Here is a 16,493-nt window from a genome sequence, read left to right as displayed (position 1 = left end):
GCGGCGGACAATGGTGACGCGGTAGGGCAGGGTCAAGCGACCCCGACGTGTCGTTCGTCAAACTACGCCGGCAATCATACATCAGGGCGCGCACGAATGGATCAGACCACCGAAGACCGCGTGCTCGACGGCCGGGTGCGCCTGCGCCAGCCCGAACGCGGCTACCGCGCCGGACTGGACGCGGCCCTGCTGGCGGCCGCCTGCGATGCGGGCGACGGCGCGCGGGTGCTGGACGCCGGCTGCGGCGCCGGAGGGGTGCTGCTCGCCGCCGCCGTCCGCCGGCCCGGCGCGTCCTTCGTCGGCGTTGAGCGCGATGTGCGCGCCCTGGCCCTGGCGCGGGAGAACATCGCGCTGAACGGGCTGGATGCCCGGGTGCAGGTGGTGGAAGGCGACGTGGCGCTGCGATTCTCCGGCCTCGGCCTGGAGCCGTTCGACGCCGCCATGACCAATCCGCCGTTCTTCGACGACGCCGGCGCGCTGCGCGGGCCTGCGCCGGAGCGCCGCGCAGCCTGGATGGCCGACGATGGGCTCGCCGTCTGGATCGGCTTCCTGTCCAAGGCGGTGCGCGAAGGCGGGACGATCACCCTGATCCACCGGGCGGACCGGCTGGCCGACATCCTGACCCTGCTGGCGGAGAAGGCGGGCTCCATGCAGGTGCGCCCGATCCACCCGTTCGCCGAGGCGTCCGCCAAGCGGGTGCTGGTGCGCGCCATCAAGACCGGCAAGGCCCCGCTGCAGATCCTGCCCGCCCTGGTGCTGCACGACCACGAGGGGGGCAAGCACACCGCGCAGGCCGAGGCGATCCTGCGGGGCGAGGCGGCGCTGGGCTGGAGCTAGGGCTCGAGGCCCAGCCGCGCCCGGTAATCCTTGTGCACCAGGTCCTGCCACTCGGCGTGCCGCTTGATGTAGGCGGCGATGAACGGGCATGAGGGCTTGACCTTCAGCCCGTGCTCGCGGGCGTAGGTCAGGGCGGCCCTGGCGAGCTGGCCGCCGACGCCGCGCCCCTCGAAAGCGTCCGGCACCACGGTGTGCGGCAGGACGATCGCGTCGTGCTGCAGGAGGTATTCCGCAAAGGCGGTCTGGCCGTCCAGGTCGACCTCGAATCGATGGGTCGTCTTGTTCATCACCACGGGCAATGGCTCGGCCACGATTCACCTCATCGACGGAACAAGGGGTGTTCATGGCGTGGGAACGGCGCGTCGCCAAGCGCCCACGAAAAAGGCCCGGGCGCGCGCCCGGGCCTTGATCGTCTCGGCTGGATCGCGGCTCAGTTGCGCGCGGTGTCGACCAGCTTGTTCTTGGTGATCCAGGGCATCATGGCGCGCAGGCGGGCGCCCACTTCCTCGATGGGATGCTCGGAAGCGCGGCGGCGGGTGGCCTTGAAGCTCGGCTGGCCGGCGGCGTTCTCCACCATCCAGTCGCGCACGAAGCGGCCGGACTGGATATCCTCCAACACGCGCTTCATCTCGGCCTTGGTCTCCGCCGTCACCATGCGCGGCCCGGTCACGTACTCCCCGTACTCCGCGGTGTTGGAGATCGAGTAGTTCATGTTGGCGATGCCGCCTTCGTAGATCAGGTCGACGATCAGCTTCACCTCGTGGAGGCACTCGAAGTAGGCCATCTCGGGCGCGTAGCCCGCCTCGACCAGGGTTTCGAAGCCGGCGCGGATCAGCTCCACCAGGCCGCCGCAGAGCACGGCCTGCTCGCCGAACAGGTCGGTCTCGCATTCCTCGCGGAAGTTGGTCTCGATGATCCCCGAACGGCCGCCGCCGATCGCCGAGGCATAGGCGAGGCCCAGGTCCATGGCGCCGCCGGTGGCGTCCTGGTGCACCGCGATCAGGCAGGGCACGCCGCCGCCCTTCTGGTACTCGCCGCGCACCGTGTGGCCGGGACCCTTGGGGGCGACCATCAGCACGTCGACCGAGGCCTTGGGCTCGATCAGGCCGAAGTGGACGTTGAGGCCGTGCGCGAACAGCAGGGCCGCGCCGTCGCGGATGTTGGGCTCGATGTCGGCCTTGTAGATGTCGCGCTGGATCTCGTCGGGGGCCAGCACCATGAGCACGTCGGCCCACTTGGCGGCCTCGGCCACGCTCATCACCTTCAGGCCGTCAGCCTCGACCTTCTTGGCGGTGGCCGAGCCGGGCTTCAGCGCCACGGCCACGTCCTTGGCGCCCGAGTCCTTGAGGTTCAGCGCGTGGGCGCGGCCCTGGCTGCCATAGCCTACGATCGCGATCTTCTTGTCCAGGATGCGGGAAATGTCGGCGTCGCGGTCGTAGTAGACGCGCATGATTGTTCTCCTGAACGAGTAAGAAGCCGCGGGTCGGCGCAACGGCGGCGCGGCAAAGCGCGGGCTTTCCAGCGTTTTTTTGCGCAAAGGTCAAGGGAAGCCCCGCCAAAACCGCCCGACCCCGGCGCGCGATTGGTCGCGGGCCGCGGCGAAGCATGGCAATTGAGCCGGATGATCGAGGTCACGCCCGACATCGTTCTCGCGGACGACGAGATCCAGGCGCGGTTCGTTCGCGCCTCCGGGCCCGGCGGACAGCACGTCAACAAGACCTCCACCGCGGTGGAGCTGCGCTTCGACGTGCGCGCTTCGCCGTCGCTGCCGGAGGGCGTGCGCGCCCGGCTCTACAGGCTGGCCGGCAGCCGGCTGACCCAGGACGGCGTGCTGATCGTGGTGGCCCAGAGCTACCGATCGCAGGAGATGAACCGGCAGGACGCGCTCGATCGCCTGCTCGGCCTGATCCGCAAGGCGGCCGAACCGCCGCCCCCGCCGCGCAAGAAGACCAAGCCCACCTACGCCTCGAAGCTGCGGCGGCTGGAGGGCAAGACCAAACGCTCCGGCGTGAAGGCGATGCGCGGGCGGCCGGGCCGCGACGACTGAGTTCTGCCTTGCGCTCGCCGCATTGGCGGGGTTTTGGGTGCGGCACACTGGCACACTCGCTACCGGATGCCGTATGTTGAAGTCCATGTCTCGCGTCTCGCTGATCTCCGCCCTCGCCGCCGCCGCCGCCGTCTCGGCCTGCGCGCCGGTGCTCGGCCCGCCGCCGCCGCCAGGGGGCGCGTTCCCGCACCCGTCCGCGTCGGAGTTCCGGCCGGGCGACTTCTCGTGGTCGGCGGTGCCCGGGCGCGGCGGTCTGGCCGGACACCTCGTCTACAAGCAGGGCGCCGAGCGCTTCACCTGCGCGCACGCCACGGTGATCCTGACGCCGGAGACGCCGTGGACCAGGCGGCGGATGACCATCCTCTACAATTCCGCCGAGCGCGCGGCCCTGCCGACCGACGAGGTCCGGGCACGGACGCCCTCGGCGCCGGACGGCGACTATTCGGCGTTCGTGCGCCGCGCCACCTGCGACGCCACCGACCGGTTCAGCTTCTCGGGCCTGCCGGACGGCGGCTGGTACGTGATCACCGTCGCCAAGCCTGTCGGCGGCGGCGCCAGCATGGCCCTGATGCGCCGGGTGACGACGCGCGGCGGCCGGGTCACCAACGTCGACCTCTAGACATAGCCGCAGAGAACCCGTCGGGCCGATCGGCGTTTCCCTCCCCGGGGACAACTCGACCTTAGGGAAACCTCTCATGCGAAAGCTTATCACCGCCGCCCTCGCCGCCGCCGCATTCGCCGGCGCCGCTGGCGTCGCCACCGCCCAGCCGGTGGTCGTCGAACGCTACGGCCACTGGGACCACGCCTGGGGCGTCGTCCCGCCGCCGCCGCCGCGCGCCATGCGCCATTGGCGCGGCCATGAAGCGGCCTGGTACGGCCACGTGCACAACTGCATGGTCCGCTCCCACTACTACGACCCGCGCCGCGACATGTATCGCGAGGGCCGCCGCTGGGTCCCCTGCAACGACTGAGCCTGGCGCCGCAATCGAGGGCCCCGGCGCGACCGCCGGGGCCTTTTTGCTGACCGCGAGAACCAGCTGCGCCTTCGCGGGTTTTGACCTGGGAACGGGGCGCACGACGGGACGCCCGTCGTGGGAGACACCGAAATGCGTCAGCTGATCTGCGCGAGCCTGACCCTGGGCGTCCTGGCGCTTGCCGCACCGTCGGCGGGCGCCGAGCCCCTGAAGACCGGCGCACGCACCCCGGCCGCGGTTTCCGCGGAGCGGTTCGGCGTGCGCGCCAACTATGTCGGCCCGCAGGTCGGCCAGGGCTACTCGGCCCGCGCCCGTCACATGACCGACTGCCTGGCGACCTATCCCACCTATGACCCGCGCACCGACCGCGTCAGGGTCCGGCGCGGCGTCACCCGCCGCTGCGGGTTGTAGACCGCCGTAACGAGCGCTGCGCTAGGAACCCACCCGCGGCCATGCGTCTTCCCACCGCCTGAGGGATGCGCCGAACGGAGGTTCCGATGCGAAACCTGCTTACCGCCGCGATGGCCGGCGCTTCGATCCTGGGCGGCTTGGCCCTGGTCCCGACCGCCCAGGCCCAGCCTTATGACGACGACTACCGGCCCGCGCCGAGCTATGCCGCGCCCGGCTACGCGGCGCCGGGCTACTACGACAGCTACGGCAATTATCACCGCTACGACCAGCCGCCGACCGCCTACACGCCCTACAACGGCTACTATTCCAGCCCCGGTTACGACGACGACCGCGCGGCGGCGGTCGCCGGCTCAGCCCTGGGCGCGGCGATCGGCGGCTATGCCTACGGCGGGCCGCCGGTCGACGAACTCGGGCCCGACCCGAACGGGATGATCGCCCCCGACGGGCACCGGATCAAATGCAAGAACCGCAGCGATTGGGACGATTACCGGCATGCCTATGTGACGCGCCGGCTCTGCGACTAGGCGCCCATCCGGAACGAAGAACGCCCGCCGGTCTCCCGGCGGGCGTTGTCGTGGGTGGAAGGTCTCCGGCCCCTAGTGGACCTTGGCCCGGCCGATGACGAGACCGTCGCCGGTGGAGGAGACCTCGATCACCGAGCCGTCCTCCAGGTCGCCCGCCAGCAGCTTGCGGGCGATCGGGTCCACCAGCTCCTTCTGGATCACCCGCTTGAGCGGCCGCGCCCCGTAGACCGGGTCGTAGCCGCGCTCGGCCAGCCAATGCATCGCCGAGGGATCGAGGGCGATGGCCATGCGGCGGTCGGCCAGCAGCTTCTCCACGCGCTGCAGCTGGATGGCGACGATGTTGTCCATCTCCGCGCGGCCCAGCCGCTTGAAGAGGATGATCTCGTCGATCCGGTTCAGGAACTCCGGGCGGAAGTGGCGGCGGACCACGTCCATCACCGCCGGCCGGGCCGTCTCGACGTCGTCGCCTTCCGAGAGGTTGGCGAGGTACTCCGACCCCAGGTTCGAGGTCATGATGATCACGGTGTTGCGGAAGTCGACCGTGCGGCCCTGACCGTCGGTCAGGCGTCCGTCGTCCAGCACCTGCAGCAGCACGTTGAAGACGTCCGGGTGGGCCTTCTCGACCTCGTCGAACAGCAGCACCTGGTAGGGCCTGCGGCGCACGCTCTCGGTCAGCGCCCCGCCCTCGTCGTAGCCGACGTAGCCGGGCGGCGCCCCGATCATGCGGCTGACCGAGTGCTTCTCCATGTACTCGCTCATGTCGAGGCGGGTGATGGCGTGCTCGTCGGCGAACATGAACTCCGCCAGCGCCTTGGTGAGCTCGGTCTTGCCGACCCCGGTCGGGCCGAGGAACAGGAAGGAGCCGATCGGCCGGTTGGGGTCCTGCAGGCCGGCGCGGGCGCGGCGGACCGCGTCGGAAACCGCCAGCAGCGCCTCCTCCTGGCCGACCACCCGCTGACGCAGGGCGTCTTCCATGGCGAGCAGCTTCTCGCGCTCGCCTTCCAGCATCTTCTCCACCGGCACCCCGGTCCAGCGGGAGACGACGGCGGCGATCTGCTCGGCGTCGACGACCTCGGGCGAGACGGCGTCCTTGGCGGCGCTGGCCTCTTCCTGGGCCAGGCGCTTCTCCAGCGGCGGGATCTCGCCGTAGGCGATCTCCGAGGCCCGCTGCAGGTCGCCGCGGCGCTGGGCGTTGACCAGTTCGGCGCGCAGCCGGTCGATGGCCTCGCGGGCCTGGGCGGCCTGGCCGACCTTGTCCTTTTCGGCCCGCCAGCGGGCGGTCATCTCGGCGGACTGGGCCTCCAGTTCCCCAAGCTCCTCCTCCAGCTTCTCCAGCCGGGCCTTGGAGGCGGCGTCCTTCTCCTTGGCCAGGGCTTCGCGCTCGATCTTCAGCTGCACGACGCGGCGGTCGATCTCGTCCAGCGCTTCGGGCTTGGAATCCACGGCCATGCGCACCCGGCTGCCCGCCTCGTCGACCAGGTCGATGGCCTTGTCGGGCAGGAAGCGGTCGGTGATGTAGCGGTTGGAGAGGGTCGCGGCGGCGACGATGGCGCTGTCGGAGATGCGCACCCCGTGGTGCACCTCGTACTTCTCCTTCAGGCCGCGGAGGATGGAGATGGTGTCCTCCACCGTCGGCTCGCTGACGAACACCGGCTGGAAGCGACGGGCGAGCGCCGCGTCCTTCTCCACGTGCTTGCGGTACTCGTCGAGGGTGGTGGCGCCCACGCAGTGCAGCTCGCCGCGGGCGAGCGCGGGCTTCAGGAGGTTGGAGGCGTCCATCGCCCCCTCGGTCTTGCCGGCGCCGACCAGGGTGTGCATTTCGTCGATGAACAGGATGACCGAGCCTTCGGCGGCGGTGACCTCGTTCAGAACCGCCTTCAAACGCTCCTCGAACTCGCCGCGGTACTTCGCGCCGGCGATAAGCGAGCCCATGTCGAGGGCCAGCAGCTTCTTGTCCTTCAGGCTCTCGGGCACGTCGCCGTTGACGATGCGCAGCGCCAGGCCCTCGACGATGGCGGTCTTGCCGACGCCGGGCTCGCCGATCAGCACGGGATTGTTCTTGGTCCGGCGCGACAGCACCTGGATGGTGCGGCGGATCTCCTCGTCGCGGCCGATCACCGGATCGAGCTTGCCGTCGCGGGCGGCCTGGGTGAGGTCGCGGGCGTAGCGCTTCAGCGCGTCGTAGCCCTCCTCGGCCGAGGCGCTGTCGGCCGTCTTGCCCTTGCGGATCGCCTGGGCGGCCTCTTCCAGCGCCTTGGTGGTCACGCCGGCGGCCTTCAGGGCGTTGGCCGCCTCGCCGCCCTCCTTGGCGATGGCGATCAGCAGCCGTTCGGTGGTGACGAAGGCGTCGCCCGCCTTCTTCGCGCCGGCCTCGGCGTCGGCGAAGACGCGGGCGCTCTCGGGCTTCATGTAGAGCTGGCCGGAGCCGCCCTCGACCTTGGGCAGCTTGCCGAGCGCCGCGTCGATGGCGGCGTCGGCTTCGTCGGGCCGGCCGCCGGCGCTCTGGATCAGCGCGCGGGACAGGCCGTCCTTTTCTTCCAGCAGCACCTTCAGCAGGTGCTCCGGCGCGAGCTGCTGGTGCCGGCGCGCGAGCGCCAGGCTCTGGGCCGACTGGATCGCCTGTTTGGCGCGGTCGGAATAGACGTCGATGTTCATCAGGTCCCCTCGTAGGCGGATTGCGAGGGTCGCCTCAACCAAGCACGACCCCAGCCTCCCCCGATGTAGTGTGGCATATCCGTCACACAAGGCGCGCACGGACAGGCCGCGCACTCTACGCCCAAGGGGCCCATTCAGATAACGCGGAGATATCCGCAACCAAGCATATCATCGCCGCTTCCAACTCCCATCTACGGCGCCATTGGACGGGAGATTGAGATGAACAGGACCTTGGCCCTGGCGCTGGCCAGCGCCGCTGCGGTGACGGCGGCGACGCAGGCCCACGCGGGCGGCTTCTATCTCCAGGAACAGTCGGTGCGGGGGACCGGCCGCGCCTATTCCGGCGAGGTCGCCGACCAGGGCGTGGAGTCGCTGTGGTGGAACCCCGCGGCCATCGCGCGGTCGCCGCGCGAGGTCTATGTGGGCGCCCACGGCATCATCGTCGACGGCAAGACGACCAACACCGGCTCCACCGTCACCTATCCGGGCGGGACCACCGTGCCGGTGGGCGGCCAGTCGCGCGCCTACAATCCGATCGAGGCCGGATTGGCCCCGAACTTCGCCATCGCTACCCCCATCGGCGACCGCTTCGCCGTCGGCCTGTCGGTCGCCGCGCCCTACAACTTCACCACCAAGTACGACCCGCGCGCCTGGACGCGCTACGACGCCCTGACCACCAAGCTCAACACCGCCGACATCCAGCTGACCGGCGCGATGAAGGTCAACGACTGGCTCGACCTCGGCGTCTCCGCCGACGCCCAGTACACCAGGGCCCGACTGGGCAGCGCCTATCCGAATCTGTCGCCGCTGCTGCCCGACGCCCGCTCGCAGCTGAAGGGCGACGGCTGGAACTATGGCTGGTCGGCGGGCGCCCAGGCGCACTTCGACCGGCTGACGCTGGGCGCCAGCTACCGCTCGGCGATGGACCATGACCTGAGCGGCGACGTGCTGGTGACGGGCCTGCTCGGTCCGCTGGCCGCCGCCAACCTCGCCGGCTCGGGCTCCGCGAGCTTCACCACGCCCTGGATCGCCACCGTGGGCGGCCGCTACCGGCTGACCGACAAGCTCACGGTCGACGCCCAGGCGCAGCGCATCGGCTGGAGCCAGTTCGACGCCATCCAGGTGACCACCCCGGCCGGGCCGCAGACTCTCGCGCAGAACTACAAGGACACCACCTCAGGCGGCGTCGGCGCGGATTATGCGGTGACCGACCGGCTGACCCTGCGCGCCGGCGTGCAGTACGACCCGACGCCCACGCCCGACGCGGAACGCACCGCCCGGGTGCCGGACGGCGACCGCTGGCTCTATGCCGTGGGCGCCACGGCCCATGTGACCGATCGGATGCAGCTGGAGGCGGCGGTGGCCTACATCGACTTCCAGAACAGCGATGTGAACCACGACACCACCTTCTACGCCGGGACCCCGGCCGCCACGACGACCGCCCTGCGCGGCCAGGTGGAAGGCGCGGGCTACGTCCTGTCGATGGGCCTGCGGGCCAGCTTCTAGTTCGGCGGATTGTTCTTCTCGAGGAAGGCCACCACCGCCTGGAGCATGGCCAGGCGGGTGTCGCCGCGCAGGAGCCAGTGGTCGGCGCCGTCGAGCGCCACGAACTCCACCGGCTTGCCCGCGGACTTCAGGGCGTCGGCCATGAACCGGCTCTGCTCGAGGGGGACGACGGTGTCGTCCTTGCCGTGGACCAGCAGCACGGGACTGTCGACCCGGTCGGCGTGCAAGGCCGGCGAGATCGCCGCCAGCACCGGGTCCTTCAGGTCTCCCGCGCCCATGAAGTGGGTCCAGTAGCGCTGCGCGCTGATCCCGTTCTGGGTCCGCGACCAGGCGATGAAGCGGCGCATGTCCGTGGGTCCCGCGACCGAGGCGGCGCAACGGTAGACGCCAGGATCGAGCGTCGCCCCGGCCATAGCCGCGTAGCCGCCGTAGCTGGCGCCGACGATGCACACCCGCTTCGGATCGACGATCCCCTGGCTTGCGAGGTAGCGCACCCCGTCGGAGAGGTCGGTCTGCATCTTGCGGCCCCACTCGCCGAAGCCGGCCTCCAGGAACTTGGCGCCGAAGCCGTCGGAGCCGCGGTAGTTGACCTGCAGCACCGCATAGCCGCGCGACGCCATCGCCTGCGCCCACCAGTCGAAACCCGGCTCGTCGCGCGCCGCCGGTCCGCCGTGCGGGAAGACCACCAGCGGCAGGTTCCTGGCCTCCGGCTTCGTCGGCAGGGTCAGGTAGCCGGTCAGCTCAAGCCCGTCCTTGGCCTTGTAACGGACCGGGCGGACCGGTGAGATGTCCGCCGGCCTCAGCTTCTCGTACTGCCCGCCCAGCCAGGCCCCCTTGTGCCTTTCCAGGTCGACGAGCGCGAAGGCCGGCCCCTCGGTGGGGGAGTCGACCAGGACGGCGATCTTCCTCCGGTCGTCCGACCAGGAAACCAGTCTCACGGCTTGGCCCGGGTAGGCCTTGGTGACGGCCTTCCACACCCTTTCGTCCTGCGGGTCGAAGAAGGCGTAGCGGCCCTCGTCGCCGACCAGGGTGTAATAGCCGATCAGGTTGTGGTGCGCGGGATCGAAGATCGCGCCGCTTTCGTCCTCAATAGGCAGCGGGTCGCCCCACGCCCCTTCGGGGGAAACCTCCCGAAGCACGGCGCGCTCGTCGTTGAAATCCTTCATCAGCACTGAGCGGCCGTCGCGGCCCAGGCCGACCATCAGCGGCCGATCATTCAGCGCCTGCAGCGCGCGGCTTACGCGCCAGCCGCCATGATCCCTGACCTTCAGCGACCATCGCCCCGAGCGGGGATCCCAGATGGTCTGCGCCTGGACCTCGCCGTCCTGGCCGACCAGCCAGTCGCGGGTGTTGTACTGGCCCGTCTCGACGATCCTGCTCCGGCCGGTGGTGAGGTCTACGCGAAACACCGAGATCACACCCTGGCCGTCGACGAACTGCATGCCCTGCACGAAGACCATCGGCTTGCCGTCGACGATCCGCATCTCCGGCACATCGAAGATGGTGTTCAGCGACTCCGTGACGTCCGAGAGCAGCAGCTTCAGCTTGCGCGTGCCCAGCTTGTAGTCGTACGCCATGAAGTACTCGTCGCGCGGAGCGAAGACGTCCGTGATCGTGGCGGTCTTCGACGCCGTGATGATCAGGTGCTGCGGGCCCGCCCACTGCACCCACCGGATTTTCGCCGTCCCCAACCCGAGGATTTCGACGATCTTGTCGTCCGCGAGGCGCTGGAAGACGATCTTGCGCTGCTCGCCGTCGGTCCAGATGACCGCAACGGAGGCGCCGTCGGGGGCCACCGCCACGGCCTCGATGCTCGGCAGTCGCCCATAGAGCTCGAGCGGCGCCGCGCGCGCAGCCGACCCCTCCAGCGCCAGCACAGCGGCCAGCAGCAGCCCAAACCTAGCCATCAAACGCCCCCCCACCACCTGGGGTACGCTATCCGGCTTGCGCCATTGATCAAGTCGGGCGTCAATCGCGCCGGACGAGGCTCAGTTGAGCTCGGTCTTCTTCGGCGGCTCGGGCGGCAGGGCGGCGACCGGCACGCCGTCCTCGATCAGGCCGCGCACCTGGGTCGGGGTCGCCTGGCCGTAGATGCCGCGCTCCTCGGCCTTGCCGTCGTGGATGGCCCGGGCCTCACGGGCGAAGGTGTCGCCCACATCGTCGAAGTTCTCTTCCACGTGGCGGCGGATCTTGCCCATCGCCTCCAGCATCATCGACTGCATGCCGCCGGGCGCGGCGCTGTCGTCGCGCACCGTCCGCCGCGTCCCGGCGACGGCGGGGGCCATGATCTGCTTGCGGACCGCCTTCGAGGCGCAGACCGGGCATTCCACCAGTCCGCGCGCCTGCTGGTCGTCGAAGTCGGCGGACGCGCCGAACCAGCCCTCGAACGCGTGGTCGTGGTCGCAGAGGAGGGCGTAGCGGATCATGGCAGCTGGAATTCGCGCGCGTTCTTCAGCGCCGGGATCGCCTGGCGGGCCTTGGCCGGGGCGGCCAGGTCGAGGTCGGCCACAAGCACCCCCGGCTCGTCATGGTCAAGCCGGGCGATCACCTCGCCCCAGGGACCGACCACCAGCGAGTGGCCATAGGTGGCGCGGCCGTCCTCGTGGAACCCGCCCTGGGCCGGCGCCAGCACGAAGCTGCCGGTCTCGATGGCCCGGGCGCGCATCAGCACTTCCCAGTGCGCGGCGCCCGTTGGCCGGGTGAAGGCGGACGGGATGGCCATCACCTCCGCGCCGGCCAGCGCCAGCGAGCGGTAGAGCGCGGGGAAGCGCAGGTCGTAGCAGACGGTCATGCCGAGCTTCGCCTCGCCGACCTGGGCGACCACGGCGCGCTCGCCGGGCTCATAGGTCTCGGATTCGCGCGATCGCTCGCCGGTCGGCAGGTCGACGTCGAACATGTGCAGCTTGTCGTAGGTGGCGGTGACGGCGCCCTGCGGCGACACCAGCACCGAGCGATTGGCGGCCTTGCCGTCCTCGCGCCGCACCAGGGCCGAGCCGATCAGCAGCCAGACGCCCAGCTCTTGCGCCGCGGCTCGCAGGCCCTGGACCACCACGTCGTCCTCCAGCGGCCGCAGCGCCGGCAGCAGCTTGGTGCGGTCCTTCTGCAGGATGTTGGAGCCCTCGGGCGTGGCGATCAGGCTCGCGCCCTGCCCCGCCGCGTCGCGGACCATCGGCAGCAGATGGGCGAGCGCCGCCTCATGCGTCCCCGGCGTTCGCGTCTGGATCAGGCCGACCTTCATGCCGCCAGCATACAGCCACGGCGCGCCAAGGGGTGAACGCTCAGGCCGCTTTCTGCAGCAGGGGATCGAGCTTGCCGTCGCGGTCCAGCGCCATGATGTCGTCGCAGCCGCCGATGTGGCTGTCGCCGATGAAGATCTGCGGGAAGGTCGCGCGGCCGGAGCGCTGCATCATCTCGGCCCGCTTCTCGGGGTCGAAGGCGGCCTCGATCTCGGTGAACTCGACGCCCTTCTTCTCCAGCAGCGAGACCGCGCGGATGCAGTAGGGGCAGTACGGCTTGGTGTAGATTGTGACTTGGGTCATGGCGCTCTAACGAAGAACCTCTTGCTAGAGCTTCATATGGTGAGTCCGGCGATCTCTTTAACCCGGGCCACGACTGCGACATCGACGCGCGCCGCGCCGGCCGCCTTCAGCGCCCGCGCGCAGGCTTCCGCCGTGGCGCCGGTGGTCATCACGTCGTCGACCAGCAGGATGCGGCGTCCCGCGACCTGGGCCGCCCGGCCGGCGGGGACAGCGAAGGCGCCGGCCACGTTGCGCCGCCGGCCCGACCCCGACTTGCCGCCCTGGCTCTGGGTCGACCGCCGGCGCGCCAGGGCGTCGGGCAGGTAGCCGACGCCGGCCAGTCGGCTGAGCGGCCGGGCGATCTCCGCCGCCTGGTTGTAGCGCCGGCGCAGCAGCCGCATCGGGTGCAGCGGCACAGGCGCGATGGCGTCGGCCTCGGCCAGCAGTTCGCGGGCGGCGCGCGACAGCCAGCGGGCGAACAGCGGCGCGAGGTCCAGCCGGTCGGCGTGCTTCAGCTTCAGGATCGGATCGCGGGAGGTCTCATCGTAGAGGCAGGCCGCGCGCGCCGCGTCGAAGGCCCTGGGCCGGGCGATGCAGGCGGCGCACCGCACGCCCTCGCCCTGGGAGAACTCGAACGGCGAGCCGCAGCCGTCGCAGACCGGCCCGTCCAGGAAGTGGATGCGGCTCCAGGCTTCCGCCGACAGCCCGCCCGCCAGCGGCGCGGCGCCGCCGTCCAGCGACTGCGGCGGGAAGATCAGGTCGAGCCCGCCGCGCCAGAGCGCTTTCGCGCGCGGCCCCGGTTTCAATGCGCCTCCGAAGAGGCCATCTTCCGCGCCCATGTCCGAACCGCCCCGCCTCTTCGACCGCGCCCTGCATCGCAAGCGCCTGGACCGCGCCGCCAAGGGATACGCCGGCGCGGACTTCCTGCAGCGCCGCGCCGCCCTCGACGTGGCCGAGCGCCTGGAGCCGATCCTGCGGGATTTCAGCGTGGCCGTCGACCTGTCGGCGCACGCCGGCGCCTTCCGCGACGCGCTGGACGGGAGTGAGGCGCGCGGCCGCGTGGGCCTGCTGATCGAAGCGGATCTCTCCGAGGCCATGCTGTCCGGCCGCCCCGGGCCGCGGGTGGTGCTCGACGAGGAGCGCCTGCCCTTCGCCGCCGAGAGCCTCGACCTGATGGTCTCCACGCTCGGCCTGCACTGGACCAACGACGTGGTCGGGGCCCTGATCCAGGTCCGCCGGGCGCTGAAGCCGGACGGGCTGTTCATCGGCGCCTTCCTGGGCGGCGCGACGCTGACGGAGCTGCGCCAGTCGCTGGTGGCCGCGGAGTCGGAGATCTGGGGCGGCGCCGGCTCCCGCGTCTCGCCGTTCGCGGACACCATCGATGCGGCCAACCTCTTGCAACGCGCCGGCTTCGCCTTGCCGGTCGCCGACGTGGACCGAGTCACTGTCCGCTACGAGCATCCGCTGAAGCTGCTCGCCGACCTGCGCCAGATGGGCGAGACCAGCGTGCTCGCCGATCGGCACCCGCGGGCGCTGACCCGCGCGGTGCTGGCCCGAACCAGCGAGATCTACCTGGAACGCTATGCCGGCGCGGACGGCCGCGTCCCGGCCACCTTCGAGATCCTGACTTTGACCGGCTGGGCCCCGCACGCCAGCCAGCAACAGCCCCTGGAGCCCGGGTCGGCCAAGATGCGCCTCGCCGACGCGCTCGGCGTGGTCGAGCACAAGCTGCCGCGCACGCAATGAGCCGCGGTTAACCCTTTATCGACCATGGATCGCGACAACTGACCGCGGCGGCGCGTGCCGGGTTTCGACCTACGGTGACGCTTCGGGGGGCTCCTGTGTCGGGGGTCAGTTGTGACATCCACTAATATCAAGGGCTTCGGCGCGCTCGCCGCAGCCGCCGCGATCGTGCTCGCCGGCTGCGCCACCAGTCCTGAGCCGCGCCACACCGCCAGCACGCCCTACTACACGCCCACGGCGCGCTCCGATGAGCGGCTGGAGGCCCAGGCCAGCGCCTTCGAGAGCTTCATGCACAAGGCGTCCGGCATCGACGCCAGCTTCTCCGGCCCCGGCGAGGTCTCGCAGGCCCTGCAGACCGGCGCCTCGCACGAACCCAAGCAGTTCGAGGCCGGAATGATCGCCTACGCCGCCATGGCCGCCCTGCAGGAGCCGGGCTTCGTAGCCGGCGTGCAGCGGGCGAGCCGCGACCGCGACCTGGCCAACCGGCTCACCGCCAACCCCGAACTGGCCACCGACCTGCCCGGCGGCGACGCCGCGGCGGCCCGCGCCAACGCCGCCCTGTTCCGCCAGGGCGAGGCGCTGGCCGACGACGGCCAGAAGGTCAAACGCGCCGCCTACTCCGTGCAGCACCAGGCCTGGTCGAAGGCCCGCGTGCCCGACCCCGCCGGCCGGCTGAGCCGGGTGAAGCGACTCTCGACGGTGTCCTATCAGGCGTCGGCCGGGGACGAAGCCCGCATGCGCGGCGCCGTGGCGCAAGGCGGCCGGCGCGGCGGCGCGACCAGCCCGGTGGTGGCGCGCGGCGTGGCGCTCGCCGCGCTGAGCGTGCTCGGGCAGTCCGACCGCGGCCGCGCCCTGATGTCGGAGCCGCGCACGGCCATGTGCCTGCGGATGGCCAAGCTCAACCTCTACCAGTGCCTGGCCAGCGCCGGCCCGCACTACGAGGACATCTTCTGCCTGGGCCAGCACGCCATGATCGATCCCGGCCAGTGCGTGGTGGAGGCGACCAAGGCTCCTACGCACCGGATGGTGGCGACCAAGGCCAGCTACCGCCGCTGAGACGGCTCGACCTGCCCGGCGCCGGAACCTCGCCCGCCGGGCAGGGTTAGCTGGGGACCCTCAATTCAGGAGCTTCCCCATGGCCCAATCCCAAGACCCCGCCAAGAAAGACGCCCACCCCGGCATGATGGGCGACGGCACCGAGGAGCAGAACCTGAACCAGAAGGGCGATCCCTCGGCCCGGATCTCCGAGGACGAGGTCAAGGAAGCCTTCAAGGACAAGCAGGACGGCGGACCGTCGCCGCGTCCGTAAGGGTCACTCGCCCAGCAGGTGCAGCACCACCTCGCGGCGGTGCGGGCGCGTCCGGTGCTCGAACAGGTAGATCCCCTGCCAGGTCCCGAGCGCCAACCGTCCGCCCGTCAGCGGGATGGAAAGCTGCGCCTGCGTGAGCGCCGCGCGCAGGTGCGCCGGCATGTCGTCGGGACCTTCGTCCTGATGGCGGTAGGCGCCGCTGACCGGCGCCAACGCCGCGAAAAAGTCCTCCAGGTCCCGGCGGACGTCGGGATCGGCGTTCTCCTGGATCAGCAGCGAGGCCGAGGTGTGCCGGCAGAAGACGGTGAGCAGGCCTGTCGTCATGCGCTGCTCCGACACCCAGCCGGCGATGGCGCGCGTGATCTCCACCAGCCCGGCGCCCTGCGTCGCCACCGTGAGGCTGCAGGACGCCTGCCGCATCAGACCAGGTCGCGCAGCCAGGCCACCAGGGGGGCGTCCGCCGGCGGCATCGGGTAGTCGCCGAGCCGGCTGGGCTTCACCCAGGCCAGCGCCTTGTGCTCCTTCGCCGTCACCTGCCCCTCCCAGCGGCGACAGAGGTAGAGCGGCATCAACAGGTGGAAGCCCTCGTAGCCGTGGCTGGCGAACACGAAGGGCGCCAGGCAGGCCTGCGCCACCGTGATCCCCAGTTCCTCGTCCAGTTCGCGGATCAGGCAGGCCTCCGGCGTCTCGCCCGCCTCGACCTTGCCGCCGGGGAATTCCCACAGGCCGGCCAACTGCTTGCCCTCGGGCCGCTGGCAGATCAGCACCCGCCCGTCGGCGTCGATCAGGGCCGCGGCGGCCACCAGCAGCATCGGTTTTTCGCTCATGCCGCTCCTTGCCGCGACCTGCGCTGTAAAGGCAACAGCCTGCGGCCAATCGGGCCGCGTGGGTTGACTTCACCGTTGGGAACGCCGATGTGCAACCCGCGCCCATGAATTGGGCGCTAGCGACGCTCCAGCCGCGTGGGAT

Annotated in this window: 20 protein-coding genes; 10 read left to right on the top strand and 10 right to left on the bottom strand. The window is 70.7% G+C overall.

Annotated elements, in window-relative coordinates; all coding sequences use genetic code 11:
- Nucleotides 1–96: 96 nt before the first annotated feature.
- On the top strand, nucleotides 97–837 hold the full coding sequence (locus tag DJ021_RS11920; protein ID WP_111457754.1) for a tRNA1(Val) (adenine(37)-N6)-methyltransferase: 741 nt from the start codon (nucleotides 97–99) through the stop codon (nucleotides 835–837).
- On the opposite strand, the gene DJ021_RS11915 is transcribed toward DJ021_RS11920, so the two are convergent.
- Nucleotides 834–1,148, bottom strand: a complete 315-nt coding sequence (locus tag DJ021_RS11915; protein WP_207801826.1) for a GNAT family N-acetyltransferase — start codon at nucleotides 1,146–1,148, stop codon at nucleotides 834–836. The genes DJ021_RS11920 and DJ021_RS11915 overlap by 4 nt on opposite strands.
- Before the next feature lie 119 nt (nucleotides 1,149–1,267).
- Nucleotides 1,268–2,287 carry a ketol-acid reductoisomerase gene (ilvC, locus tag DJ021_RS11910; RefSeq protein ID WP_111457753.1) on the bottom strand — a complete coding sequence of 340 codons (1,020 nt, stop codon included), beginning with the start codon at nucleotides 2,285–2,287 and terminating at the stop codon, nucleotides 1,268–1,270.
- A gap of 171 nt (nucleotides 2,288–2,458) precedes the next feature.
- Here ilvC and arfB point away from each other — a divergent pair, with 171 nt between their 5' ends.
- From arfB to DJ021_RS11885, 5 genes are all read left to right on the top strand, one after another.
- Complete coding sequence (arfB, locus tag DJ021_RS11905; RefSeq protein WP_111457752.1) at nucleotides 2,459–2,884, top strand: alternative ribosome rescue aminoacyl-tRNA hydrolase ArfB; 426 nt, start codon at nucleotides 2,459–2,461, stop codon at nucleotides 2,882–2,884.
- Nucleotides 2,885–2,957: 73 nt separating this feature from the next.
- Nucleotides 2,958–3,503 (top strand): hypothetical protein, encoded by a 546-nt coding sequence (locus DJ021_RS11900; RefSeq protein ID WP_111457751.1) that lies wholly within the window; start codon nucleotides 2,958–2,960, stop codon nucleotides 3,501–3,503.
- Nucleotides 3,504–3,579: 76 nt separating this feature from the next.
- The gene (locus DJ021_RS11895) at nucleotides 3,580–3,855 is read left to right on the top strand and encodes a hypothetical protein (protein ID WP_111457750.1); all 276 of its coding nucleotides are present in this window, start codon (nucleotides 3,580–3,582) and stop codon (nucleotides 3,853–3,855) included.
- A 135-nt stretch (nucleotides 3,856–3,990) separates the two neighbouring features.
- Nucleotides 3,991–4,269, top strand: a complete 279-nt coding sequence (locus tag DJ021_RS11890; RefSeq protein WP_111457749.1) for a hypothetical protein — start codon at nucleotides 3,991–3,993, stop codon at nucleotides 4,267–4,269.
- Nucleotides 4,270–4,355: 86 nt separating this feature from the next.
- Nucleotides 4,356–4,793, top strand: coding sequence for a hypothetical protein (locus DJ021_RS11885; RefSeq protein ID WP_111457748.1), 438 nt, complete (start codon nucleotides 4,356–4,358; stop codon nucleotides 4,791–4,793).
- Between the two features lie 72 nt (nucleotides 4,794–4,865).
- Here the strand turns inward: DJ021_RS11885 and clpB are convergent, their stop codons facing one another.
- Nucleotides 4,866–7,448 carry an ATP-dependent chaperone ClpB gene (gene clpB / locus DJ021_RS11880; protein WP_111457747.1) on the bottom strand — a complete coding sequence of 861 codons (2,583 nt, stop codon included), beginning with the start codon at nucleotides 7,446–7,448 and terminating at the stop codon, nucleotides 4,866–4,868.
- Nucleotides 7,449–7,661: 213 nt separating this feature from the next.
- Here clpB and DJ021_RS11875 point away from each other — a divergent pair, with 213 nt between their 5' ends.
- The gene (locus tag DJ021_RS11875; RefSeq protein ID WP_424444199.1) at nucleotides 7,662–8,954 is read left to right on the top strand and encodes an OmpP1/FadL family transporter; all 1,293 of its coding nucleotides are present in this window, start codon (nucleotides 7,662–7,664) and stop codon (nucleotides 8,952–8,954) included.
- Here the strand turns inward: DJ021_RS11875 and DJ021_RS11870 are convergent.
- From DJ021_RS11870 to DJ021_RS11850, 5 genes are all read right to left on the bottom strand, one after another.
- The gene (locus tag DJ021_RS11870; RefSeq protein WP_111457745.1) at nucleotides 8,951–10,861 is read right to left on the bottom strand and encodes an alpha/beta hydrolase family protein; all 1,911 of its coding nucleotides are present in this window, start codon (nucleotides 10,859–10,861) and stop codon (nucleotides 8,951–8,953) included. The genes DJ021_RS11875 and DJ021_RS11870 overlap by 4 nt on opposite strands.
- Before the next feature lie 81 nt (nucleotides 10,862–10,942).
- Nucleotides 10,943–11,380: a DUF1178 family protein gene (locus tag DJ021_RS11865; RefSeq protein ID WP_111457744.1), complete on the bottom strand. Its 438-nt coding sequence runs from the start codon at nucleotides 11,378–11,380 to the stop codon at nucleotides 10,943–10,945.
- Nucleotides 11,377–12,192: a carbon-nitrogen hydrolase family protein gene (locus DJ021_RS11860; RefSeq protein ID WP_111457743.1), complete on the bottom strand. Its 816-nt coding sequence runs from the start codon at nucleotides 12,190–12,192 to the stop codon at nucleotides 11,377–11,379. Before DJ021_RS11860 ends, DJ021_RS11865 begins: the two co-directional genes overlap by 4 nt.
- 40 nt (nucleotides 12,193–12,232) lie before the next feature.
- Nucleotides 12,233–12,493, bottom strand: a complete 261-nt coding sequence (grxC, locus tag DJ021_RS11855) for a glutaredoxin 3 (protein WP_111457742.1) — start codon at nucleotides 12,491–12,493, stop codon at nucleotides 12,233–12,235.
- A 32-nt stretch (nucleotides 12,494–12,525) separates the two neighbouring features.
- Entirely contained in the window at nucleotides 12,526–13,311 is a 786-nt protein-coding gene (locus tag DJ021_RS11850) for a ComF family protein (RefSeq protein WP_111457741.1), read from the bottom strand.
- On the opposite strand from DJ021_RS11850, the gene DJ021_RS11845 reads away from it, so the two are divergent.
- The 3 genes from DJ021_RS11845 (at nucleotide 13,310) to DJ021_RS18930 (ending at nucleotide 15,524) form a co-directional block, all read left to right on the top strand.
- On the top strand, nucleotides 13,310–14,218 hold the full coding sequence (locus tag DJ021_RS11845; protein ID WP_111457740.1) for a methyltransferase domain-containing protein: 909 nt from the start codon (nucleotides 13,310–13,312) through the stop codon (nucleotides 14,216–14,218). The genes DJ021_RS11850 and DJ021_RS11845 overlap by 2 nt on opposite strands.
- Before the next feature lie 111 nt (nucleotides 14,219–14,329).
- Nucleotides 14,330–15,271: a hypothetical protein gene (locus DJ021_RS11840; RefSeq protein WP_133254996.1), complete on the top strand. Its 942-nt coding sequence runs from the start codon at nucleotides 14,330–14,332 to the stop codon at nucleotides 15,269–15,271.
- A 79-nt stretch (nucleotides 15,272–15,350) separates the two neighbouring features.
- Complete coding sequence (locus DJ021_RS18930) at nucleotides 15,351–15,524, top strand: hypothetical protein (protein WP_165837202.1); 174 nt, start codon at nucleotides 15,351–15,353, stop codon at nucleotides 15,522–15,524.
- Nucleotides 15,525–15,527: 3 nt separating this feature from the next.
- On the opposite strand, the gene DJ021_RS11835 is transcribed toward DJ021_RS18930, so the two are convergent.
- Both DJ021_RS11835 and mutT read right to left on the bottom strand, forming a co-directional pair.
- Nucleotides 15,528–15,944, bottom strand: a complete 417-nt coding sequence (locus tag DJ021_RS11835; RefSeq protein ID WP_111457738.1) for a secondary thiamine-phosphate synthase enzyme YjbQ — start codon at nucleotides 15,942–15,944, stop codon at nucleotides 15,528–15,530.
- Nucleotides 15,944–16,351: an 8-oxo-dGTP diphosphatase MutT gene (gene mutT, locus DJ021_RS11830; protein WP_111457737.1), complete on the bottom strand. Its 408-nt coding sequence runs from the start codon at nucleotides 16,349–16,351 to the stop codon at nucleotides 15,944–15,946. The genes DJ021_RS11835 and mutT overlap by 1 nt, the downstream gene beginning before the upstream one ends.
- Nucleotides 16,352–16,493 lie beyond the last annotated feature (142 nt).

This window comes from Phenylobacterium hankyongense, assembly GCF_003254505.1.
Classification (GTDB): Bacteria; Pseudomonadota; Alphaproteobacteria; order Caulobacterales; family Caulobacteraceae; genus Phenylobacterium; species Phenylobacterium hankyongense.
This window is presented reverse-complemented; position numbering and strand designations above follow the sequence as displayed.

Excerpts from the sequence above, each read along its gene's own strand:
- DJ021_RS11920 (WP_111457754.1), top strand. The coding sequence starts at position 97 with ATGGATCAGACCACCGAAGACCGCGTGCTCGACGGCCGGGTGCGCCTG.
- ilvC (WP_111457753.1), bottom strand. The coding sequence starts at position 2,287 with ATGCGCGTCTACTACGACCGCGACGCCGACATTTCCCGCATCCTGGAC.
- arfB (WP_111457752.1), top strand. The coding sequence starts at position 2,459 with ATGATCGAGGTCACGCCCGACATCGTTCTCGCGGACGACGAGATCCAG.
- DJ021_RS11900 (WP_111457751.1), top strand. The coding sequence starts at position 2,958 with ATGTTGAAGTCCATGTCTCGCGTCTCGCTGATCTCCGCCCTCGCCGCC.
- DJ021_RS11895 (WP_111457750.1), top strand. The coding sequence starts at position 3,580 with ATGCGAAAGCTTATCACCGCCGCCCTCGCCGCCGCCGCATTCGCCGGC.
- DJ021_RS11890 (WP_111457749.1), top strand. The coding sequence starts at position 3,991 with ATGCGTCAGCTGATCTGCGCGAGCCTGACCCTGGGCGTCCTGGCGCTT.
- DJ021_RS11885 (WP_111457748.1), top strand. The coding sequence starts at position 4,356 with ATGCGAAACCTGCTTACCGCCGCGATGGCCGGCGCTTCGATCCTGGGC.
- clpB (WP_111457747.1), bottom strand. The coding sequence starts at position 7,448 with ATGAACATCGACGTCTATTCCGACCGCGCCAAACAGGCGATCCAGTCG.
- DJ021_RS11870 (WP_111457745.1), bottom strand. The coding sequence starts at position 10,861 with ATGGCTAGGTTTGGGCTGCTGCTGGCCGCTGTGCTGGCGCTGGAGGGG.
- DJ021_RS11865 (WP_111457744.1), bottom strand. The coding sequence starts at position 11,380 with ATGATCCGCTACGCCCTCCTCTGCGACCACGACCACGCGTTCGAGGGC.
- DJ021_RS11860 (WP_111457743.1), bottom strand. The coding sequence starts at position 12,192 with ATGAAGGTCGGCCTGATCCAGACGCGAACGCCGGGGACGCATGAGGCG.
- grxC (WP_111457742.1), bottom strand. The coding sequence starts at position 12,493 with ATGACCCAAGTCACAATCTACACCAAGCCGTACTGCCCCTACTGCATC.
- DJ021_RS11845 (WP_111457740.1), top strand. The coding sequence starts at position 13,310 with ATGTCCGAACCGCCCCGCCTCTTCGACCGCGCCCTGCATCGCAAGCGC.
- DJ021_RS11850 (WP_111457741.1), bottom strand. The coding sequence starts at position 13,311 with ATGGGCGCGGAAGATGGCCTCTTCGGAGGCGCATTGAAACCGGGGCCG.
- DJ021_RS18930 (WP_165837202.1), top strand. The coding sequence starts at position 15,351 with ATGGCCCAATCCCAAGACCCCGCCAAGAAAGACGCCCACCCCGGCATG.
- DJ021_RS11835 (WP_111457738.1), bottom strand. The coding sequence starts at position 15,944 with ATGCGGCAGGCGTCCTGCAGCCTCACGGTGGCGACGCAGGGCGCCGGG.
- mutT (WP_111457737.1), bottom strand. The coding sequence starts at position 16,351 with ATGAGCGAAAAACCGATGCTGCTGGTGGCCGCCGCGGCCCTGATCGAC.